Annotated in this window: 15 protein-coding genes; 2 read left to right on the top strand and 13 right to left on the bottom strand. The window is 39.8% G+C overall.

Translation table 11 applies throughout. The annotated features are described in order from the left end of the window. Positions 1 to 25: 25 nt before the first annotated feature. The 8 genes from ACTJKC_RS04580 to ACTJKC_RS04545 all read right to left on the bottom strand — a co-directional run bounded on the left by ACTJKC_RS04580 (position 26) and on the right by ACTJKC_RS04545 (position 8,981). Positions 26 to 217 carry a hypothetical protein gene (locus ACTJKC_RS04580; RefSeq protein WP_138820422.1) on the bottom strand — a complete coding sequence of 64 codons (192 nt, stop codon included), beginning with the start codon at positions 215 to 217 and terminating at the stop codon, positions 26 to 28. Positions 218 to 289: 72 nt separating this feature from the next. Beyond that, entirely contained in the window at positions 290 to 2,374 is a 2,085-nt protein-coding gene (locus tag ACTJKC_RS04575; protein WP_440790479.1) for a glycoside hydrolase domain-containing protein, read from the bottom strand. A 269-nt stretch (positions 2,375 to 2,643) separates the two neighbouring features. Further along, positions 2,644 to 3,162: a DUF2911 domain-containing protein gene (locus tag ACTJKC_RS04570; protein ID WP_440790478.1), complete on the bottom strand. Its 519-nt coding sequence runs from the start codon at positions 3,160 to 3,162 to the stop codon at positions 2,644 to 2,646. 123 nt (positions 3,163 to 3,285) lie between these two features. Continuing rightward, positions 3,286 to 3,792: a class I SAM-dependent methyltransferase gene (locus ACTJKC_RS04565; protein ID WP_440790827.1), complete on the bottom strand. Its 507-nt coding sequence runs from the start codon at positions 3,790 to 3,792 to the stop codon at positions 3,286 to 3,288. Between the two features lie 204 nt (positions 3,793 to 3,996). Beyond that, positions 3,997 to 5,697, bottom strand: a complete 1,701-nt coding sequence (locus tag ACTJKC_RS04560) for a sodium:solute symporter (RefSeq protein WP_440790477.1) — start codon at positions 5,695 to 5,697, stop codon at positions 3,997 to 3,999. Between the two features lie 141 nt (positions 5,698 to 5,838). Then, positions 5,839 to 6,267 carry a putative toxin-antitoxin system toxin component, PIN family gene (locus tag ACTJKC_RS04555; protein WP_344848713.1) on the bottom strand — a complete coding sequence of 143 codons (429 nt, stop codon included), beginning with the start codon at positions 6,265 to 6,267 and terminating at the stop codon, positions 5,839 to 5,841. Then, entirely contained in the window at positions 6,248 to 6,469 is a 222-nt protein-coding gene (locus ACTJKC_RS04550; RefSeq protein WP_440790476.1) for a hypothetical protein, read from the bottom strand. The genes ACTJKC_RS04555 and ACTJKC_RS04550 overlap by 20 nt, the downstream gene beginning before the upstream one ends. Before the next feature lie 43 nt (positions 6,470 to 6,512). Further along, positions 6,513 to 8,981, bottom strand: a complete 2,469-nt coding sequence (locus ACTJKC_RS04545) for a PIG-L family deacetylase (RefSeq protein WP_440790475.1) — start codon at positions 8,979 to 8,981, stop codon at positions 6,513 to 6,515. Between the two features lie 430 nt (positions 8,982 to 9,411). On the opposite strand from ACTJKC_RS04545, the gene ACTJKC_RS04540 reads away from it, so the two are divergent. Further along, positions 9,412 to 10,749 carry a sigma-54-dependent transcriptional regulator gene (locus ACTJKC_RS04540; RefSeq protein WP_440790474.1) on the top strand — a complete coding sequence of 446 codons (1,338 nt, stop codon included), beginning with the start codon at positions 9,412 to 9,414 and terminating at the stop codon, positions 10,747 to 10,749. A 274-nt stretch (positions 10,750 to 11,023) separates the two neighbouring features. On the opposite strand, the gene ACTJKC_RS04535 is transcribed toward ACTJKC_RS04540, so the two are convergent. Beyond that, on the bottom strand, positions 11,024 to 11,476 hold the full coding sequence (locus tag ACTJKC_RS04535; protein ID WP_440790473.1) for a hypothetical protein: 453 nt from the start codon (positions 11,474 to 11,476) through the stop codon (positions 11,024 to 11,026). A 46-nt stretch (positions 11,477 to 11,522) separates the two neighbouring features. On the opposite strand from ACTJKC_RS04535, the gene ACTJKC_RS04530 reads away from it, so the two are divergent. Continuing rightward, a complete protein-coding gene (locus ACTJKC_RS04530) occupies positions 11,523 to 13,157 on the top strand; it encodes an ABC transporter substrate-binding protein (RefSeq protein WP_440790472.1) in 1,635 nt (544 codons plus the stop codon). 504 nt (positions 13,158 to 13,661) lie between these two features. On the opposite strand, the gene ACTJKC_RS04525 is transcribed toward ACTJKC_RS04530, so the two are convergent. The 4 genes from ACTJKC_RS04525 to ACTJKC_RS04510 form a co-directional block, all read right to left on the bottom strand. Next, on the bottom strand, positions 13,662 to 15,743 hold the full coding sequence (locus tag ACTJKC_RS04525; protein WP_440790471.1) for a S9 family peptidase: 2,082 nt from the start codon (positions 15,741 to 15,743) through the stop codon (positions 13,662 to 13,664). A gap of 110 nt (positions 15,744 to 15,853) precedes the next feature. Beyond that, the gene (locus ACTJKC_RS04520) at positions 15,854 to 17,284 is read right to left on the bottom strand and encodes a SusD/RagB family nutrient-binding outer membrane lipoprotein (RefSeq protein WP_440790470.1); all 1,431 of its coding nucleotides are present in this window, start codon (positions 17,282 to 17,284) and stop codon (positions 15,854 to 15,856) included. Positions 17,285 to 17,295: 11 nt separating this feature from the next. Further along, positions 17,296 to 20,430: a SusC/RagA family TonB-linked outer membrane protein gene (locus ACTJKC_RS04515; protein ID WP_440790469.1), complete on the bottom strand. Its 3,135-nt coding sequence runs from the start codon at positions 20,428 to 20,430 to the stop codon at positions 17,296 to 17,298. Positions 20,431 to 20,873: 443 nt separating this feature from the next. After that, complete coding sequence (locus ACTJKC_RS04510; RefSeq protein ID WP_440790468.1) at positions 20,874 to 23,324, bottom strand: TonB-dependent receptor domain-containing protein; 2,451 nt, start codon at positions 23,322 to 23,324, stop codon at positions 20,874 to 20,876. Positions 23,325 to 23,365: the final 41 nt, after the last annotated feature.

The raw sequence follows: 23,365 nt of genomic DNA, 5'->3' as shown, positions 1-23,365 counted from the left end.
AATAAGATTTTTTTTGAAGGCGTTTTTACAACAATCCGTACAAACCGTGGGCATAGTTCCTTAATGATGACGATACCGTCTTCATCTTATCAGGTGACGGGCCTTTTACTTTATATGCTTCGGGATGAAGTTCTAAAGGTTGTTCGTTAACTTGTTCTAAGGTGTTTTTGTTGCCTAGTGTTGCATTTTGTTCTTCGCTTAATTTTAAAGGTGCCATGATCTTGAATTTATACTAGAACAACATGTTTTTTAAAAATAAGTTTGCCATTTTAGGATAATTTTTCTAAAATTATTTTTCGAGGCTCGAAATCCAGTTCTCCATATCCGAAATTTTGACCGGAACAGCCGAAGCAACAATCTTGAGTACTCCTCCGCTATTGATCTCCTCTTGGGTAATATAATTCTTCTTAAAAGGCATCCCGTTGAGGAAAACTGCTTTGATATATTTGTTTTTAAGGCTAAAGTTCTCCGTTTCGATGGTAAAAGTTTTACCTTTTGGCAAATTGTAGGTTAACGATGGAAATAAGGGCACATTTAGGTAATATACCGGCCAGCCCACACAGGCGGGCGAAAATCCACTGGCCGCAAATATATACCAGGCACTCATCGCACCGGCATCGTCATCCATAGTCCGCAGATAAGCATGGGGCTGGTTTCTATAGATTTTACCAATATAACTGCCAATTCCGCGACTGTTATCATTAAAATAGTTCTGGATCACCGTATCGGCAGCCAACTGATGCATCCAATACTGCGATTTATAGCCCGATGTGGTTACGTTATACATTAGGGGCACCTGTAAATCGGGTTCATTGGCGTGGTTATACAGATCACGGGCGAAAAACTCATCCAGTTTGGCGAGATACGATTCTTCTCCGCCATCCAGCTCGATCAATCCTTTAAAATCGTAAGGTACAAACCATCGGTATTGCCAGATGGTTCCCTGATATAAACCCCGTGCCTGCATACGGTCTACATCATTTTTGCTCAGGTCTTTAAAATCCTTATTCCAGTATTTTTTGTATTCCAGGGCTTTATTCAGGTAAAAATCTGATTTCTCCTTGTTTTCTAAAATCTTAAAAATTTCAGCCAGGGCCCAATTATCATAGCTTGATTCCAGCGCTTTATCCGGCGATTTATAATCGAGTCCATTCACTTCTTTAACCAATGAATCGGCAATTTTATTAAAATCCACCGGATAACCTTTCCGGTAAGCATCTAACAATACAACTATGGCATGCTCAGAACGGACGGTATTTGAAGGCTCATTTTGCCCGGCGTAATCTTTTTTGCCTGAGTTATAGAGATCAGCGATTGAGGTAATCATGCCAGCATATCGGTCTTGTTCGATCAGCGAAAGCAATGGCAATTGCGTACGGTAATTGTCCCAAATGGCCCAGCCATTGTATCGGATCTCTTTATCTTTTTGAATTTCTCCTTTGGTATTGCGGTATTGTCCATCCGTTTCTGAGATCACATAAGGCGATTGCATGGTACGGTATAAAAGTGAATAAAACAGTTTGGCGCTTTCCATATCGCCATTCACTGCAATTTTAGAAAGATTGGTATTCCAATCGGCTTTGCTCTGCTCTTTTACCGTATTGAAGGAATTTTTATTGATAGCAGCTTTGGCCGCCTCAACACTTACCGAAGATAGCGCGATATTGATTCCTGTTGAAGTTAAATCGCCTTTTAGCGTTGCAATTAATTTATGCTCATCAACCACTTTCCACGATACATTATCGGCAATTTCGAGATAGTAGAATATTTTATATTTACCGGCACCGCAGGTTGTTTTTGAAGTGATCCAGCCACTAACTGTATTTCCATTAACATCATGCGATTCGGCTACAAAAGCACCGTTAAAAGCATATCCTAAATCAAGGTAAAAGCCTTTGTCTCCTTTTGGAAACTGATAGGCATGTTTTCCGGCTTTGCCTAATACGGTAAAACTTGCTTTAATTTTATTTTCGAAACCTACTTCGTAATATCCGGGACTTGCTTTTTCTGAAGCTTTAATCAGTTCTGACTGCGCCGGATCGGCACCTAAAAAAGGTTTGATAAAAATATTTCCGCCCGATCCCTGACAGCCTACGCCTTCGAAACGGTTGTGGGTAAAACCTTCGAATTTCTTCGCCAGGTACTCGTAGCCAGTATGTGTTTTAGGATAAGTTTGCGGACCGATGCTTAACATACTAAATGGTGCCGAAGCGGCCGGCGACATCTGTCCATGATCGGCAGAAGAGCCTAAAAAAACATTTACCTGATCTACAGGTTTTGCAGTTTTTATTGAAAAATTCTGTGTTTTTTCTTGTGCTAAAACGTTTAATGTAAGAAGCGGCAGTAAGGCCAGTAATTTAATGGAAAACTTCATTATGGGGTTTGTTTGTAATTCGGCCTAAAATAATGTTTTAATGTGAAGTAGATATTATGTGTTAGGTTCTTTACAATTCTATTCCATTGCTGGTCCGGATTTGCAATCCGGTCCTTACTAATATTCTGAGTTTATGATCAGGTTTTACCTTTTAGCAGGATTACAAATCCTGAGTTATTTAGACGGGATTCCAAATCCCGACTAACAATCAATAAAAAAAGCCGTCCCGATTTTACATCGCAACGGCTCTAAATAAATTTATTTCTTTATTATTTAATGGTAATCGGAACTGAGATTTTATCCCAATCCAAAGAGAAACCGCTTTTGGTAATTTTATAAACCAAGCGCTCTTGTGTAGCTTTTAATGCTTTGGTTTTCACTTCTACGCGTAAAGCATCTTTTGCTTCTTCGTATTTATAGGCGCCCCATTGCTTAGGTTCTTTGTTAAAAATTGCTGTCCAGGTTCCGCTTTCTTTAGGGATTAAGAAGAAACTGTATTTTCCGGCTGCTAAAGGCTTACCTTCTACCACAATATCTTTATCAGTTTCGAAAGTAGTTGCCTCGTTTGCACCGGCACGCCATACTTTATCGAAAGCTTCCAGGCCGCCCCAGATTTTACGTCCTTTTACTGCAGGACTGCTGTAGTTGATGGTGATGGTTGCGCCTTTCACTTTTCCGGTTGCGGTAGCCGCAGGACTTGGCTTTGGCTGAGCATCTTGAGCCATTGCACTTACAGAAACGGTAATTGCTGTAAATAGCAACGCGATTGATTTAATCATCGTTTTCATAGAATTATATTTATCTGTTTTTGTTGTTTTTGATTTTACGAATTTATGGCTTTAGGTTGAATAAAACTATAATCCCAGTGTCTAAAAACGTTAGAAACGCTTTATTATTTCAAAGTAGATTTTTTATTTTTTCTGACCTACAAACCTGATTACCGAACCTTGCCCGTTATGGAACAAACCTTCATTCAGTTCAATTTTCTTTTCTTCTAAAATAATAATTTCGTAATCAGGGAAATCTGATTTTATTTCCTCAACAGAAAACAGCATGTCGATTTCTTTCGGTCCGCCAACACTTTCGTTCCTGGCGAGGTAATCGAGGTGATTTTTACTAAAGGCTTCGAAAATTACGATGCCGCCCTTCCGTAAATAAGCACTGAGTAATTTATGATAAGCAGATTTAATTGCGGCCGGGAAGTGTGCATAAATCAGGGCGATGGCATCAAATTGTTCTTCTTTATAATTTAAGTCTTGTAATTCGCCAACCTGATAATCGATGCTCACCCGATTATTTTCTGCCAGCCGGAGGGCTTTGTTTTTACCTTCAGTGCTAATATCAAAGGCAGAAACCTCCCAACCCTGTTTGGCTGCAAAAACAGCATTACGACCTTCACCTTCGGCAGGAAAAAGTATTTTACCGGAATTGAGTTTTTTTTAATAGTTCTTTTAAATAATTGTTCGGCTGTTCGCCATAAGCAAACTCATCGGTACTGTAACGGTCGTTCCACCGGTCAACCCAGGCGTTGTTCATATTCGTTAATTTATTTAATTGGTTAAAATAAAGGTATCGAATTTTGTTTATGCAACTAAGTGGCAAATATCTTCCGGAAGTAAAAATTAAAGCGATTTGCTAATTGCGTTTTTAGGCTGATAAAATAACAGGCCCAATACTGAGAATAAAATTACGGCAAAAGCACCGATCACATTTAGCCACAGAAAGGAAACAATATCAAATTCGTAAACCGCGATAACCGCTATTTCTGAGAGGATTGCCGCGATAAATACCAATGCTCCGTTTATTTTTTTAAAATAAAATGCCACCAGGAAAATCCCCAGTATCGGTCCGTAAAAAAGTGAACCCAGAACATTCACCGCTTCAATCAGCGAGCCCATTTGCGTAGCAAACATGGCTACAGCTATAGAAAAAATACCCCAGGCCAGGGTATGCAGTCGGCTATATTTCAATTCGGTTTCGTCGTCTACTTCTTTCTTACCAAAAATAAGGTGTACATCTTTTAAAGAACATGCAGCCAAAGAATTCAGCGCTGCCGAAATTGAACCCCAACTGGCCAAAAAGATCACCGCAAAAAGTAATCCGATCATCCCAACGGGGAGCGTATTTTTTACAAAGTATAAAAAGATATAGTTGGTATCTGTTTTTTCAGCATTGTAATTCGATTTGTTGATGGCTTCCTCTACCCTGCCATGCAATTCTTTTACCTGTTTTTGGGTTAACTTAAAATCTGCTATCAAGTTATTTAAAGATGGAGATTGCTTTTCTTTTTCTTCCAAAATATGTTTGGATTGTGCATTAAATTTCTGCTCCAGGGTATTGTGTTCCTTTTCAAAAGCTGCAGCCTGCTGAGGTTGGGTTTCTTTTAAATATTGGTAAGATCGTTCGTTGAAATATATGGGCGCAGGTTTTAAAGAGAAAAAAGCGAATAATAAGGCTCCAATCAACAGGATGGCAAACTGCATCGGGATTTTAACCAATCCGTTTAGGAGCAGTCCCATTTTTGCATTGGTATTGTCTTTTGCAGTAATATATCTCCCCACCTGGCTCTGATCTGTTCCAAAGTAAGAAAGTGCCAGAAAAAAACCTCCGATTAAACCACTCCAGATGTTGTATTTATCTTTCCAGTCGAATTCGGTGGTAATTACATTTAGCTTCCCCGATTTGCCCGCTAAATAAAGTGCATCTTTAAAACCAATTCCATTGGGCATGTTCTGCACCAGGAGGTATCCGGCAAAAGCCATGGTACCCAAAATAATTAAAAACTGAAGTTTCTGTGTATGCGCAATGGCTTTGGCGCCACCAACATAAGTGTAAATCAACAGTATTCCACCGGTTAGGATGTTGGTTAAATAAATATTCCAGTTTAAAACACTCGAAAGAATAATACTAGGGGCATAAATACTGATCCCCGTTGATAAACCACGGGAAAAAAGAAAAAGCAGTGAGGTTAAAACCCTTGTTTTTTTATCAAACCGGTTCTCCAGATACTCATAAGCAGTATAAACATTCAGGCGCTGAAAAATCGGGATAAACGTAATACAGATTACAATCATGGCCAATGGCAAACCAAAATAGTATTGCACGAAGCGCATGCCATCGGTATAGGCCTGGCCCGGGGCTGATAGGAAAGTAATTGCACTGGCCTGTGTAGCCATAATACCCAGCAACACAATGTACCAGGGCATTTTATTATCGGCCTTTAAGTACGAAGCATTGCTTTTTTGCCCACGACCAATAAAAACGCCATAAGCAACTACAGCGAACAAAGTAAATATCAATACTGCCCAATCGATATTACTCATGCCCAGAATTTAGTAAAGAGGTAATAAAACGCGATCTGGAACAACAGCGCCAGCGCGAGTAATATGTACCAGGTATTCCATTTTTTAAATTGATTTTTCATTTTTAGGAATGATACTTTTATGACCAGGATTGCAAAATGATTATTTCGCTTTAACAGTCTTTTTTTCAAAAAATGACGAAATTGTACAAATATTTGTTTTGCCGATCTTTTTTAAAATTAATAAATCCTGGTCACCAGTTAATAAAAAATCAGCTTTTCCATCAACCGCAAGTGAAAGTAAAAAGTTATCCTTCCCATCTCTGCAAACATTAATCTTAGATTTGACCATAATGAATTCGCCATATTCATCTATAGTTTCCAGTAAATCTTCTATATCTGTTTGAACAAAATAACGTCTAAATTTTGGACGCTTAGCTACCTCAAGAAATTCTTCTATTAATTCCTGACTAAAAATTAAAGTGCTCTTTTTAGAGAATATGATTTCATCAAGCTTTGAAAAGTCCTTTGTGATCAGAAAGCTAATCCAAAGATTCGTATCAAGAATAATTCTACTTTTCCGATTCTGCATAGCGCTTAGATCTAACCAATTCTACTTCGTTAGTTATCTCTTCGAATGTAGGGACGGTTTTAGATTTGGCGCGCAATTTTTTTAATACTTCTGCAAATCCATTTTTGGAAACATCTTGAATAGAAATAAGATTTAAAGCTGCCAGGTCTTTTAACAGTTTAGTAGCTTTTGGATTTAATATGTTAATTCTAATGGTATCCATATATCAAATTTAATAAAAATTAGTTATTTTTTGAGTGATAGTATCACTTGCCGGCCGACAAAAAGTTAAAAAACAACCTGGCTGCACCAACATTACCTGCAGGCAACTGCCTGAAAAAGGCTAAAGGTGTGTAAATAAAATTTCCTTTACCATATTTTGCATAAAGCGTTGATCCCTGAAGTGGTTCTTCATCCGTATCGTGCATTTCGAAAAGCGGTTCGTATTTAGTATCCCATTGATCAGGGAAATAAGCGCCTCGTTCCTGTACCCAGCCTTTAAAATCGTCAGCAGTAATTTTGTTTGGATAATTTAACAATTTATGGTTTGGATTTAAAAATTTAACCTCGGCATTTTCTTCAGTTACCCTTTTGCCTCCGATAGAGAACGGATAAATTCCGAAATCCTGTAAAGCCATATCCTGCGTGGTATTATATTGCATTACTATCGTTCCGCCGTTTTCTACATAAGCACGCAAAGCGGTTTGCCAGTTTTTAATGCGTTTTTCGGTATTAATAACCCTAACTCCGGTTACAACCGCATCATAACTAGCTAATTTTGTGGCATTCAGTATATCAGCTTCGGTTAATACATCTACCTGTAAACCTGCCTGTCTTAAAAATTCGGGAATTAAATCGCCGGCACCTTCAATATACCCGATTTTTTTGGCCAACACTTTTACATCACCTTTAATTAACCAGGTAGCCGCCGGAACAAAATATTGCAAGGTTGGTAAATGCGGATACTGAATCAACACCTGCCCTCTCGAATATTCATTTGCCTCTGACGAGAAAACAGCTTCAAGCTTGTTCTGGCTTGCTTTTATTTTAGCCAGGTCTTCAGCCGGGATCAGGAAATCTTTGGTGGTAATGGTATTTTCGGGTAGATTGATTCCCTGAAAAGTTTTTATTACCTGGTTACCGATCTTGAAACTTACTTTGCCATAATTGATATTTTTATTTGCCTTTAAGCGCAGCGTAACACTTAGTGCTTCTTTTTCCCTGGCGAAATAAACAGGTTCAGCAAAACTTAAATCGAGTGGTGGGATAATGCGCAGGGCTTCTACCACATCGCCTTTAACGGGATCTAGCTTTTTATAGGATAAAGGTAAGCGTACGGCAAATTTTTCACTTTCAATTTTTAATGATAACAACACATTGAGCGGCGACTGCATTTCTGGTAATCCAATTAAAGTATCGTTGGCTACGCTGAAAGTTGCGGCGTCTTTTGCGGGTTTGGCGAGCCAATATGGTTCAGTGGGTGCCGCATCTGCAGGAATCTGGATTTTACGCTCTATGGTAATTAGTGAATCGCTTGATAGATTTCTGTTTAAATTATCGGTTTGATTTAACCAGTTTACACTTTCTACAGTTACCGGAGTAGCCGATCTCGAAATTAAGTTTAAACGAAAATTATATCCGTTGCCTGCGATGGCTTCGGGCTGGTTGGTTACCACTTCGCCCATAAAACCTGCACAACTTAAAATGATGTGATCGATAGCGGCCAGTTTATCTTTTCTTAAAGCAGGATCTTGTAATTCGGCAATTTTCTTTCTTAACATCAGCAGTCCATGCAAACTCTTATCGGGCTGGTTGTAATTGAAAGATAATAATACAATATCAATCAGTTCGTCGATATCTCCAATGCCTTTATCAGACCAATTGAGGCTTAAGCCATCAAATAATGTTCTTTTAGCCGGATCGCCTAAAACAGGTGTAAAATATTCGGAGCGTACACCCGCCACCGATTGCGTTCCTGCACCCTGACTTTTGTGCAAACTCCGGCTTAAGCCAGCCAGTTCGCCATAACCCATGCCCAATTGCGCATCGTACTGACCAACGGTAACTTTCAATTGGTTTTCGGCTGTGGTATTTACTGAGCCAAACCTAAAAGTATTCCACAATAACCTTTTTGGTTGCCAAACCGAAACATATTTAAGTTGGTTAGAGAAAATATTTTTATCGGCAGCAGCTTTAAAAGCTTTTTCTGCCACCACAGCAGAAGCAGCATGCTGTCCATGACCAGCTGCAGCAGTTGGAGGAAAACGGCAGATAATCACATCCGGTCTGAATTTTCTGATCGCCCAAACCACATCCGCCGTAATGCTATCGGCATCCCATTGCTTAAAGGTATCATTGGTATTTTTTGAGAAACCGAAATCGATGGCCCGGGTAAAAAACTGTTGTGCGCCATCTAACCTGCGGGCTTCTAAAAGTTCGTGCGTTCTGATCAAGCCCAAAGCTGCACCTTGTTCGGTACCCAAAAGGTTTTGTCCACCATCACCCCTGGTAAGCGATAAATAAGCCGTTTCTACATTCTGATCGTTGATAAGCCATGATAATAAACCTGTATTTTCATCATCGGGGTGGGCAGCTAAATATAAAACCTTTGGCAGGTGTTTTAAGGTTTTGAGTTCTCTGTAAATCTCCGCAGATTTTGCCGGACGTACCTGTTGGGCAGTGCAAAATATTGCAGGAAAGCATAATATGAATATTGCCGTTAATCTTTTAAACATAGTATTTGTTTTGCACATCAAATATGCTTAAAAAGCTTTTAATTAACGCCACGGAAACGAAAAAGGTACAATTTAGTCCTTAGTCTTGAGTCTATAGTCCTAAGTCCATCGTCCCGTGGTCTGTGTCTCCACAGACCACCCCGCTCTTTTTCTTCCGTTCTGTGAGGACACAGACCGGGGAAATAGAGTCTATAGTCCTAAGACAATAGTTCAACTTAGCTATAAAGACAGTTATTCAACTCAAATAACCAATAATCAAAATTGCAATAATCAAACGTGAATATCGATTGAGCAATAGGCGCAACTAAGCAGCTTTGAGTTTGGTATGCAGCGTTTCGCAATTAACCGATTTAAACAATTAATCAGTTAACCCAATATACAGTTAACTTTCGTCATTTTTATACTTAATATTGCAGCATAATTTTTACCTATGAATGGCATGGTACTCATCATCGATGATGAAAAGAAAATCAGCAGTTTACTTTCCAGGATTATAGAACTTGAAGGTTTTAAAACCTTACAGGCCGGCACTGGAAAAGAAGGACTTAAATTACTTAAAAACAATGATGTTAGCATTGTCATCAGTGATGTAAAGTTGCCTGATGTAAATGGGGTTGCGCTGGTTAAAGAGATTAAAGCCATAAAACCCTATGTAGAAATTATTAACCTTACTGCTTACGGAACCATTGCCGATGGTGTTTTAGCCATTAAAAACGGTGGTTTTGATTACCTCGTTAAAGGTGATGATAACGATAAAATTATTCCGCTTTTATATAAGGCAATGGATAAATCGAACCTGCAGCGCAGGGTTTCTGATCTGGAAAACAAAATCGCCAAAAAGCACAGTTTCGAAACCATTATTGGTCAATCAAAAACCTTAAAAGAAGCCATTGACCTGGCTAAAAAGGTAAGTGCAACCGATACTACCGTGCTTTTATTAGGCGAAACCGGAACGGGGAAAGAGGTTTTTGCTCAATCCATTCATTATGAAAGCCCAAGAGCTGCAAAGCCATTTGTAGCCTTAAACTGCAGTGGTTTTAGTCCTGATTTATTGGAAAGTGAATTATTCGGTTACAAAGCTGGTGCATTTACCGGTGCCAATAAAGATAAAAAAGGCTTATTGGAAGAAGCCAATGGCGGCACCTTACTGCTTGATGAAATCGGCGAAATGAACCTCGATTTGCAGGCAAAATTATTACGCGTACTGGAAAGCCAGACTTTTATAAAAGTGGGCGATACCTTAACCCAACAGGTAAACGTTCGGATTTTAGCCGCCACCAATAAAGATTTAAAAGCAGATGCCGCATCAGGGAAATTCAGGTCTGACCTTTATTACCGGCTTTCGGTTTTTACTATTGTGCTGCCACCGCTCCGCGAGCGTAAAGCCGATATCCCTGCCTTAGCGAAACATTATTTAAAAGAATTTGCAGATAAGGTAAACCGCTCAACACCAAAAATGGATGATAAGATTTTGTCCATTCTAAGCGATCACAGCTGGAAAGGAAATATCCGCGAGCTCAAAAACGTGATCGAGCGATTGGTTATTTTATCAGATGGTGATACATTAAGCGCAACTGCCCTTCCTCCTGAATTTTTCGAATTTGCACCGATAGAAAACGATTATAACCTGCAACAAATTGAAAAACAACACATTCAAAAGGTGCTTATTCATACGAAAGGAAATAAAACTGAAACTTCGAGGTTATTGGGTATTGGCTTAACCACGCTTTACCGGAAAATAGAGGAATACCAGATTAGAGAGGTTTAAAGGTTGAGAAGCGATGTTCAAATGTTTTAAAGTTGGAAACCCACCTGGCGAATTAAAACGAATGTCATTTTTTAACGATAAAATCGTATGGCTATTTATGCACTCGTTTGGAAACGAGCGCAAGCACTAAATATTAAAAAATTCAAATGTTGGAAGGTTGAAATGTTGGAAGGTTGCAGCCCCATCATCCATTTTCCATCTTACCTTTTCCATATTACCTTTTCCATCCTCCATCATCCATCCTACCTATTACATTTTCCATCTTACATCCCCCTTAAACCTCAAACCTGATCCACTTATCGCCTTCATGGCCGAAAATAAATGAACCCGGATGTAACATTTCGGCAATATCTTCTATTAAGGAAACTGCATTTTCGGCCGTTCTTTCGCGTTCTACATCATCGTTTAATAAAATAATGCGGTTATTTTTTACGGCTGGCCAATCGGCATCCAATACAGAAGGTACTTCGCGCATCAAATCGGTAAGGGTTTTGCCTGGCTGATAATAAATAATGAAAACAGCGCTTAAAATATCAGTTTCTAACATGCCGCCTGCCCATGCAATTTCTTCAGACAAAAAATAACCCGGATTATTGCTGGTATCCAGACAGGCCACGGGCATTTTATCCATAAATTTAATTTTGTGCTCCACTAAATCTAAACGTTCCTGTAATTCTTCCTGTTTAGCAGCATCGAGGCCAATAAATAAATCGTTTAAAAAAGACATCTGCATTAAATTTATTAATTTGTGCAAAAATAACATTCCTGATCGCATGCGAGGCTCATTTAAGTATATATTTTGGATTTTTTGTGTCATTTTAGTCTTTTCGTGCAAGGAAAATAATGATCATAAAGACAAAAAAGTATTCAACATCAACCTCGATCAGGGTTTAACCTCTATCGATCCAGCCTTTGCGCGCAACCAGAACGCCATCTGGATGACCAACCAGATTTTTAACGGACTGGTACAGATCGATTCATCCCTTCAAACCATTCCCTGCGTTGCCAAAAGCTGGCAGGTTTCGGATGATGCGCTAACCTATACTTTTAACCTGCGTAATGATGTCTTTTTCCACGACGATCCGATTTTTAAAAACGGAAAGGGACGAAAAGTAATCGCCAGCGATTTTGTGTATAGTTTTTACCGATTGATTGATCCAAAAGTGGCTTCATCGGGCGGATGGATTTTTAGTGATAAGGTGAAAGATAAAAACAATTTTATTGCTATAAACGATTCTACTTTCCAGATTAAACTGGTTCGTCCTTTTCCGCCGTTTATGAGTTTGCTTACCACGCAATATTGTTCGGTAGTACCCAAAGAAGTGGTAGAACATTATGGTAAGGATTTCAGAAGCCATCCGATAGGTACCGGCCCATTCACTTTTAAGTATTGGAAAGAAGGTGAAATATTGGTGCTTTTGAAAAACCCGCATTATTTTGAAAAGGATGGAAAAGGGAAAGCTCTGCCTTACCTTGATGCAGTAAAAGCCACATTTATAACCGATAAGCAAAGTGGCTTTATGAGTTTCCTGAAAAAGGATCTGGATTTTTATTACAATGTGGATGGAAGTTACCGCGATGATATTCTTACTAAAAGCGGCAAGATGACTTCGAAATATAAGGGAAAGTTTACGCTGACGAAAAGTCCTTATTTGTGTACGGAATATGTTGGAATATTGGTGGATACGAACCTTTCTATTGTTAAAAAATCGCCGTTAAGACAGCGAAAAATCAGACAGGCAATTAATTATGCAATTGACCGCGACAGGCTAATCAAATATTTAAGAAACGGCATTGGTGTTGCCGCAACCTCCGGTTTTATCCCTAAGGGAATGCCTGGTTTTGATAGTCTGGCTGTACATGGATATGCCTATAACCCTAAACTTGCCGCGCAATTGCTGGCAGAAGCAGGTTTTCCTGAAGGTAAAGGTATGCCCGAGGTAACCTTAAACACCACAACCACTTATAAAGATCTGATTGAATTTATTCAGGGCGAATTAACGGCTATTGGCATTAAAGTTAAAATAGATGTAAGTCCGAGTGCCAGTTTAAGGGATTTAATGTCGAAAAACAATGTAAACTTTTTCCGTGGCTCATGGCTGGCCGATTATGGTGATGGAGAAAATTTCCTCTCGATGTTTTATTCCAAAAACAAAGTACCTTACGGGCCAAATTATACGGCTTTTTACAACAAGGCATTTGATCAGCTTTTTGAGCAAAGTTATTACGAAACAAATAACGAAAAACGCTTCGAGCTCTACCGTAAAATGGATCAGATGGTGATGGATTACTCGCCAGTTGTACCCTTATTTTATGATCAATCGGTTGTGATGCTGCAGAACAATATTTCGGGCTATTCTTTTAATCCGTTGAGTTTAATGGTTTTAAAAAGGATTAAAAAGAGTTAAGTAGGTTATCGTCTTCGAGGGGTCACTCCTTGCAGTTATCGTCATTTCGGGCAGAGTGCAACGAAGCCGGGAAATCTATTTAGGTAGATCTTTCTACCGAACATTGGGAATTATCTTTTTCCCCATCTTCACGATCTTTTCTCGGCTCGCCGCCGCCGAAGGGCTCCTTCTTTTTGGCGTCAAAAAGAACCAAAACCGAGGCTTGCCGAGCTCATTAATGCAAATAAAAAAGATAAACAGCTTATTAATAAAACGCCGGCTGAAAATTTTTCTTTTGAAGCCGGTAAGTTGGCTTGGTCGGTGGAGCCCGAAAAATTTGTTAGGCCGGATTTAAGTAAAACGGGAACACAATGCAATGGCCTAGCTGGGTGGAAATGCCAGCGACGAATTAATCACTTATTATTAATGGATTAATAAATAGCATGATTGGTAACGAAGTGCAGAGTAGCCAAGAAATTAATCTTGGCAGATCTCTCCGTTTTAGTCGGAGATGACGGGTTATATTTACTTTTTATCCATCAACTTTCTTTTAAGAAAATCAGCAGTTGCTTGGCTTACCTTTAAACCATTAGAAAACTTCATCCAGTGATGGGTATCATCCGGGATGGCCAGAAATTCGAAATCAAATTTTTTATCTTCAAAACGATTAACGAGATCGACACTTTGATTAAAGGCAACGTTACGGTCGTCGTCAGCATGGATAATCAAGGTGGGGGAAGTCCAGGTGTTTACATAACTAACCGGTGATGATTCTTCGGCAATTTTTGCAGCAAGTGCTGCATCTGGTGCAGGTTTTCGTCCTTCCTGATCTAAAGTTGTAAACCGATTGTTAACGCCATGAATATCTACTCCGGCAGCAAACTGTTTAGAATCTTTACCCAGGGCCAATGCAGTTAAATATCCGCCATAAGAACCGCCGTAAATCCCGATTTTATCTTTGTTGATGTTGGGCTGTGCAGCCAGCCACTCGCCGGCAGCTTTAATATCCTGATATTCTGATGCGCCCTGCGCTCCTGCACGCACAGGTTTATGGAAATCATAACCATAGCCAATTCCCAATCGGTAATTTACAGACAGCACAGTAAAACCTAAATTAACCAGAAACTGATTTAAAGCATAATCTATCGAATAATAATCCATCGGGTTCCAGCCTAAAAACATCTGCCGTTGCGGTCCACCGTGCACATAAACAATTGCCGGGTGGTTTCTAAGTGCTTTTTTTGGTGAAAACAACTGACCATAAACGGTATTTCCATCAGCAGCTTTAAAGCTTACATGTTTAGGGACAACCATATCCTTTAACGGAAAATCTTCAGGGATAAGCGATTCGCCGATCAGTTTTAGTTTTTTGTTATTAATTAAAGCTGGTAAAAGTGGCCTTTCGGCAGTAGAACTTAAACAGAAAAAAGTTTGATTATCAGCTGCAATAATGGGGTGAGCTTCTATGCCATCTCCCGAAGTTAAGGACTCCAAATTTGCTTTATCTACCGAAACCTTATAAATATGGCGCCTATCCAGATCATCCTTATCATTTCCTACGTTAGCCGCAAAAACCAGTATCTTTTTATCAGTGCTTAACTTAATATTCTCCACTGCAAAATTGCCAGGTGTAAGCAACAACCGCTTTGATCCGTCCGGATTGATGGCATAAAGATGTGGCCAGCCATCCTCATAAGAAGTAAAAATGATTTTTCCATTGGCCCACAATAAGTTTGCGCCACCATCGATAGAAGGAAACGAACCCCGAAAAGTTTCGGGCGCTTTCCAGATTTGTTTTCCGTTCCCTGTGTTTACATTAACCGTCCATATGGCCCAGGGCTGATGTTTTCTGGTTAAAACCGAATCTGTTTCACCGCCAACCCCGGACGTTCTGATAAATGCAATATCATTTCCATCGGGCGACCATACGGGAGTATTATCTTTAGAAAACGAAGGCGACAACCATTTAACCGGGGTTTGCTGGTCGCTGTAAATCCCTAAAAAAGAATGATCTGTACGGTTAGAAATAAAAGCAATCTTCTTTCCATCCGGCGACCATTTATAAGCACCGTTTATCCCTTTGGCATAAAATAAATTTTTAGCGGCCAATGTTCCGTCAACCGGGCTAATCATTATCTGACCACTTTTAGCAAAAATAACCTGGTCGCTATTAGGCGAAATTACCGGATTATCGCCTTCACCTAAAGCCACTACTTTACCACCTTCAAAAGGAACGCTAAATACCTGCACTTTCGGCGCTATTGGCGATGAGTTTGCATTAACCGGACCACCATCTCGCCCGCCATGATCTCCGCCACGCACAAATACAATCCATTTTCCATCAGCAGAAACAGATAAGCTGGTTAATTCCTGCCCGTCATCTTCGGTATAATCTGTAATTTTTACGGCCTTATAATCTGGCGCCTGAGCGATATAAATATTTCTTTTTCCTTGTTCGTTCGCTGCCCAGGCAATTTTAGAATCAATGGTCGATGCCACTAATTGTGTAGGAAAGGGATAAGATAGAACAGATTTTAAGCTAAAAGACTGGGCGAATATCTTGGAGGCAGAGAATAGAAGCAGCAGGAAAAATAATACTTTTTTCATTTATCATATAGTTTGGCGCTAAGCGTATGGGGGTGAGCGGATAATCTTGGCAAATAACATTTGGCGAAAAGTATATTAAACGCTCTCCGCCAAACGCCATTAGCTTTATCTTACTGATCCCACCACAAACGGGTTGTTCTTGGCACATCAACAGGAACGTTATTGCCGTTTTTACTTCTTTCACCCTGGGTATAATCTAAACGGCGGATAAAATCAGGAAGTGCCTTGTTAACAGGCAGGGTAAAATCCTTGTACTTATAATCGTAACGACGAGCATCATTCCAGGCTTCGGGATTTAAGTAGGTTGCAATATACTTTTCTTTAAAAATGAGATCTTTGGTTAAAGCAGCGGCTCCAACATTAACTACCGGATTTGCCAGGTAAGCGTCACGATTTGCTGCAGTAACCTGAAACTTATCCATATTGGCACTTATACCGGCAAGGTATGCGGCATAAGCCCTGGTTTTGTCGGTATTAAAATAAGCTTCAGCTTCTATAAATTTTAGTTCAGCAAAGGTAACGATGAATATCGGTGAAGTATCGCTGGTCCAGGGGGAGTTTCTCGAAATATAACATTCATCCTTTGTGGTATTTGCTCCTGGCAATCTGTTACCTGCACCGTTTACCGTTCCGATGTAAATGTTATTTACGGTTTTATCGGTGATCTTTTCTATCCGGGGATCAAAAACGTTAAATGTTGTGCCATTTAAAGCGTCGATCAATTGTTCAGAAAGCCAGCCTCCCAACGATTGCTGCGAATTTGATAGCGCAACGTTGGCCCATGGATTACGCTCTTTAAAAGTTGCCATACTGGCATCATCTGCATTTGTGGTGAAAGCATTACTGAGCGCTGCCAATACAGCTGTTGGATTATAAGCACTTGTTTTACTAATCTTATTTAATAACCTGGCTTTTAAAGCATATGCCATTTTTAACCAGTTTGCCCTTTCAGTTGTACTTTTGCCATAAATTAAATCGCTGGTTGGCGCCAGTTTAACGGTTGCATCTGTTTTAGCGAGTTCTGCAATGGCCTCATCTAAAAGTGCTATGGCCTGATTGTAAACATCCTGTTGTTTATCGTACTTCGGCGTCAGGTTATTGATGTTAAAAGCTTCCGAAAATGGAACATCTCCCCACAAATCGTTCACCAGCGTAAGGTTATAGGCAATAAGCACATCGGCTACGCCTTTATATTCGCTTGAGCTTTGTGCCACCGCCAGTTTTTTCATTTCATTGGCATCGGCCATCGCAAAATAAAGTGCATCCCAGGTGGCCGTAAAATCGATGGCCTGATAAGTATCACCAGCTCCATTGGCTGCCGGATTGGCCGTGTACTGCACGTAAGGGGCAATAATGCTGCCGATGAAGTAATTATTATTTGCTGCTTTATAGGTTGAGGTAGCCAGTAAAGTGCTTAATGTAGCTACCGGTACCTGGTTCGGATTATCAGACAGTGAATCAAAATAACTGTCTTTGCAGCTTTGCAAGCCTAGTGTTGCAATTAAAGCTGAGCACAATGTATATTTTATAATTTTTTGCATCGTATTTCTATTTAAAAACCAACATTAAGCGTGAACATGATTGTACGGGCAGATGGATAGGTAAAACCAGCAGAACCATCGTTATTACTGCCCGAATCGTAAGAACTAGATTCAGGATCTACACCATAATATTTCGTCCACAACCATAAATTATTTCCGGTAACCGATAGCGAAGCATTCTTGATTGCTTTGGCAGGCAACCAGTTTGCCGGCAAGTTATAGGTTAAACTGGCCGAACGTAAACGTACCCACGAAGCATCGCTTACAAAAGGCTCAGAAACGTTACGGTAGTAAATGCGGTAATATCCTTCACCGTAATCAACACCATCAGGACCTATCCGCTGCCCCATATAAACCGGTTTTGTGTTTGGCTGACCATTAGCCAATACGCCATCAAATACCTTCACCGTTCTTCTGTCTGCAGTATAATCCGGTAATCCGAAAGCCGAATAAAAATCTTCCAGCCAGTTGTATTTTTCAAATCCTAAACGGGCATCAAACAATACGTTTAAACTGAAATCCTTGTATTTAAAGGTGTTACCAATGCCGATAATATACTTTGGCTGAGAATTACCCAAAAGTTTCTGTTTTCCGCCCGAAATACTCGGGAAACCGTTTGCGCCGATTAACAATGGAAGGTTTTTATCAAGCACAACCGGGTCTTCAGGCGTGCTTCCATAATAACGGTTAAAATAACTGCCGTAAATATTGCCATAAGGCTGTCCTTTAATTAATTTCATGGTTACCCCGGCGTTGCCATAACCTCTTGCAGCGCCATATACAATTTCCGATATCCCGTTTGGCATGCTCAGCACCATATTTCTGTTGGCCGAAAAATTAACGTTTACATCCCATCTGAAATCTTTTGATACAATGGGTTTGCCATTTAATACCAGCTCCACTCCCCTGTTCCTGATATCGCCGGCATTGATCGATTTGGTGACGTAACCCACTGCAGAAGAAACCTGTGTCTGGATAATCTGATCTTTGCTTAATGAGTAATAGTAAGTAAAATCGAAACCTAAGCGGTTTTTAAAGAACGACATTTCCAAACCAGCCTCGTAGGTATTGGTAAATTCTGGACGGAGATCGGGGTTACCAAGATTCGGAGCAATGGTTAAACCTCCTGTTCCGGTTGGCAAAGCGGTATAAGGTGTATAACCTGTAAAAGTAGAATATTCGGATGCATCTTTACCGATCCTGGCATAAGACAAACGTAACTTGGCCTGACTAATGGCAGCAGGCAACTTAAACTGATCGGAGAATACATAACTTAAACTTGCTGAAGGGTAGAAAAATGACCTGCTTGCTTTTGGCAGTGTTGAGGTAATATCGTTTCTTCCGGTAATGGTTAAGAAAAGGTAATTTTTGTAATCAAAAGTCGCTTCTCCGAAATAACCCACCAGTCTTTTTTGTTTAAGCGTTTGCGTTGGGGTTAATACACCGGCATTGGCTAAATTAAAGAAATTATACACGCCAAGAATACTACCCAAAGTACCTACTTCTTTCGATTTTCGGTCGTAGAGTTCTTGTCCGAGCCTTAACGTTCCGGTAATATCGTCAGTTAGTTTTGTATTAAACGTAGCTACGAAAGTGCTGTTAATGGTTCTGAATTTAGTGTTGTACTCGCCATAAAAACCCTGCGCATTGTCGTACATGGCTTCAGTAGCATACATTGGTCCGCGGGCGGTGCGCACACGGTTATCACCATAGGTATCTACCCCTAAACGATAAGAAAAATTAAGCCATTTAGCAGCATCGTAACTCAGGCTGGCCCCACCAATAAACCGGTTAACATCGCCTTTAAACTTGTTGTTGGCCGTACCCCATATCGGGTTGTTTGTTCCTAAATATTTTTGAGATCCATCTGCGTTCTGATAATCGGCAACATCATAACGTGGCGACCAATAGGCCAAACCTTCTCCAAAACGATCAGCACTATACGTATAACCACCCGAATTGGTGAAATTCATATTAACCGATGCTTTAAACTTCGGACTAATGGTGAAATCAGTATTTAACCTTCCGGAAAAATTTTTGTTATCGGTATTGGGCATCATCCCTTTTTGGTAAAGCTGCGAAATGGAAGAGAAAAATTTAATGGCATCACTTCCTCCTGTTACCGACAATGAATTTTTAACCTGCTGGCCGGTACCGAAAGCGCGGTCGTAATTATTGAATAACTGATCAGGGTGTGTTGGATCGATTAATTTTGCTTCGGCAATGGTTGGACCCCAAGCCGGACCTATACCACCTGGCGGATTGGTATAAACACCTAAAACACCCTGGGTATATTCTGTTTGCACATCTGGCGATTTTAGTACCTGATCGAAGCCGTAGCTGCTGTTAAAGTTAACACTAACACCGTTTTGCTTGCCTCTTTTGGTGGTGATGACCACAACGCCATTAGCCCCTCTTAATCCATAAAGTGCGGTAGCGGCACCTCCTTTTAAAATATTGATGGTTTCAATATCCTCGGGATTGATATCTGAAGCCCTGTTGGTTACCCCTCTCGAGCCAAATGCTGTTCCATCAGGATTGGCACCGGCGGTAGAGGTTGAGTTATCAATCTGTACTCCATCAATTACGTATAAAGGATCACCTGAAATGTTAGGATCGATGGAGTTAACGCCCCTGATGCGGATACTTGCCCCCTGCCCCGGACCACCACCAGTACTTGAAATGGTAGCACCTGCAACTTTTCCCTGTAAGGCATTAAGGAGGTTGGGCTGGTGGTTATAGTTTAAATCGCTGCTGCTAACACTTTGCGCGGCATAACCTAGTGATTTAACCTGCCTGGTAATACCTAAAGCAGTAGAAATGGTTACTTCCTGTAATTCCTGCGCATCTGAAGCCAGGGCCGCATTAACTGTCGTTTTACTGCCAATGGTAATTTCCTGTGCTTTATATCCGATAAGGCTGATTACAAGCACTGCGGCAGGCGATGGTGCCTGTATCGTAAAATTACCATTTCCATCTGTAGAGGTACCCGTTGTAGTTCCCTTAATTTTTATACTTACTCCGGGCAACGGACCGCCATCATCAGAAGAAGTTATTTTTCCTGTTATGGTTTTTACCTGGGCCAATGTGGTAAGGCCGGTAAGTAAAATGCACAGAAAAACGAGTGAGGTAAAGATTTTTCTCATATCTGGATTATTTAGGGTAAATGATTTGTTAGTTAATTGCAATATAAGTTTTTAACCACACAAAAACGCATAAAACGCGATTAGCGCAATGAATTTAAAGTATTTTTTACATTACAAATTGCATATCCTGCAAAAACAAGCAAATAACAGCTTCATAAAACCGCATAAAGCCACAAATATTATGAATACCTTAAAAAAAACCGGAATACGACCTTAAAAATTAATAATATGGTATTAAAGGAACAATTTTATCAATTGCTTTATTAACCTGAAGAAAATTATAGATAAACTAAGGTGTGCTCAGGTGGTTTGGGTGATAAAACTTTTGAGGTAAAACCTGAGGCCTGTTAAGTCATTTAAGGCATCATTTACTCAGGTGTTAAACAAAAAAGTCTTTCCGGGTTAGTGGAAAGACTTTTAAAAGATATATATAGATTGGGTTTTTATTGCTGAACGCCGCCCATGCCACCTTGTTGCTGATCTTGTTTGATATCGTCGTTTTTGATTTTTTTCTTCTCGGTAAATTTAAGTTTACCAAAAGAGTAGCTAAAGTTAACACCAAAAGAACGTAACGGATAGTAAATGTTTTGACTCTGAAAAACTGTTCCCGTAGAAGTAATGGAGTTGTTTACGGTTTGGATATGAAGATCTTTTGTAAAAGGGTTCAAGGTATTTATCCCGATAGATCCTTTTTTATTCAGAATATCCTTTTTGAATGATGCACCATAAAAAATCATCGCATCTGTTTTACCCTGATATGTTCTTCTTGGAGAATTTACCACGCCGAATAATTCAAAGTTATATCCTTTACCAAACCCATAAGCAGAACGGGCAAAAATGTTATAGTTAAGGAAAGTACCGGTGCTTACATTGGTTGCGGTATTTGATACCTCATAAGTATTTAAACCGATATTACTCATTAAAGTCCATTTTGGTTTTGGATTATAAGACCCGAAAACGTTTAAGCCATAAGTTTGTGCCGTACCTACGTTTAAATATGAGGTAAGTGTTTTGTTGGTACTTCCATCTCTGGTAGAAGAAATTGAGCTCTCAATAACCCCGCCAGTGCGACGATAGAAAACTGAGGCATTGATTACCGATCCTTTGATAAAGGTAGAATAACCCAATTCAAAATTATCACTTAATTCAGGGTTCAATTGCGGGTTACCCTGCATGATATTAAACTGATCACTCGTATTTCTGAATGGATTTAAATAAGATTGGCTTGGACGTTGAACCCTTCTGTTATAGCTCAATTTCAATGTAGCATTTCCTTTTAAGGTTCTTGAGATAATTGCACTTGGAAAGAGATTCAGGTAATCATTTGTTTCTATTCCATTATCCCTGGTATTGAAGTCGATTTTTGTGTATTCACCCCTTAAACCTCCTTTAAACTTAATTTTTTTAGTCAGGTCGAAACTAATTACCCCGTATGCCGATGCCACGTTCTGGCTATAATCAAAATCCTGTGCTCCACCATTATCATAAGTACTCGAAATATCGCGGAAAATACCTTTCACACCAACCTCTAAAATAGTGCTTTTGGTAAATGGATAGGTGTAATCGGTCTGAGCAGTATATTCTTTGTTCTTACCGGTATTCGAGCTTGATGTTGCCGCTCCGTTAGGGTATAAGTCTGAAAATAAAATATTGCTAAAGTGCAGTGGGGTTTTACCTGTAGAAAGCTGACCTGAAATACTAAATTCTTCTCCTTCTTTTTTAGATGTCTTTTTATAATCAACGTTCCAGTCCAGGTTATCGAAAGTCATATCCATATCACTGATATTGTTGGCAGGTGCGCCATTAATAATATAATTGGCTGCCCCCGGACCTCCGTTCGAGAAACTGTTCATCTTTACGGTTGTACTGATGTTGTTATAGGCATTAAAATCGTAATCTGCGCCAAAACTGCCGTTGTAACCTTTACGACTCCATTTCGAATAACCATCTTGCGATACATTATTAGCCGTAACCGTATTATCTACGGGATCTATCACCGTAGTGTTGTTTACAATAACTACCCTCGAATTTTGTGCATAAGCCAGGTTTGTACCCAGGTTGGCATTTACACTTAAGCGACCTGTTTTTGCCGTGATGTTAAAAGCCCCATTGTTTTGGCGTGTGCCTGCTGAAGCGTTTACCGTACCACTTACCCCTTGTGCATTCGATTTTTTAGTAATAATATTGATGATACCTCCCGAACCTTCAGCATCATATTTAGCTGACGGACTGGTAATTACTTCTACACTTTTAATCTGCTCAGCAGGGATCATTTTTAAGGCGTCAGAAACGCTGCTTGCCATTGTACCAGAAGGTTTACCGTTAATTAACACACGAACCGCACCACCACGCAGTTGCACATTACCATTCATATCAACCGATAACATCGGTACTTTACGCATTACGTCAGTTGCATCGCCACCGGCGTTGGTGCCATCAGCCTCTGCATTGTACACCATTCTGTCGATTTTATTTTCGATAACTGCTTTTGTACCCTGAACCTGAACATCAGCTAAGGTATTTTCTGAACCTGAAATATAAATCGTCCCAATGTTATTATCCGGCTTTGATGGCGTTGTGGTTACCAAAACTGTTTTTGTTTTATAACCCATAAAACCGATCATCAGTTTATAAGAATCGGGAGCAATATTTAGCAGTGATAATTTTCCTTTTTCGTCGGTTACTCCACCATTTACAGATTTATTATCTTTCACGGTAATTAATGAAACCGTTGCGTAATCAATCGGTTTTTTTGTTACTGAATCAAGTATAGTTGCAGTGATACGTCCGGTAACAGTAATTTTTTTGGCCCCACCACCAAAGCCGCCCGGAAATTGGGCCTGTGCAGTAAAAAATATCCCGAGGGTGAAGGTTAAAAGTAAAAGTTTTTTCATGTTAAGAGTTAGTCTTTTGTAATTAGTCTGCGCAAATTGCA

Source organism: Pedobacter sp. 22226, assembly GCF_052045455.1.
Taxonomy (GTDB): domain Bacteria; phylum Bacteroidota; class Bacteroidia; order Sphingobacteriales; family Sphingobacteriaceae; genus Pedobacter; species Pedobacter jeongneungensis.
Note: the sequence above shows the minus strand (reverse complement) of the source record. Positions and strands in the feature narration are given on the sequence as shown.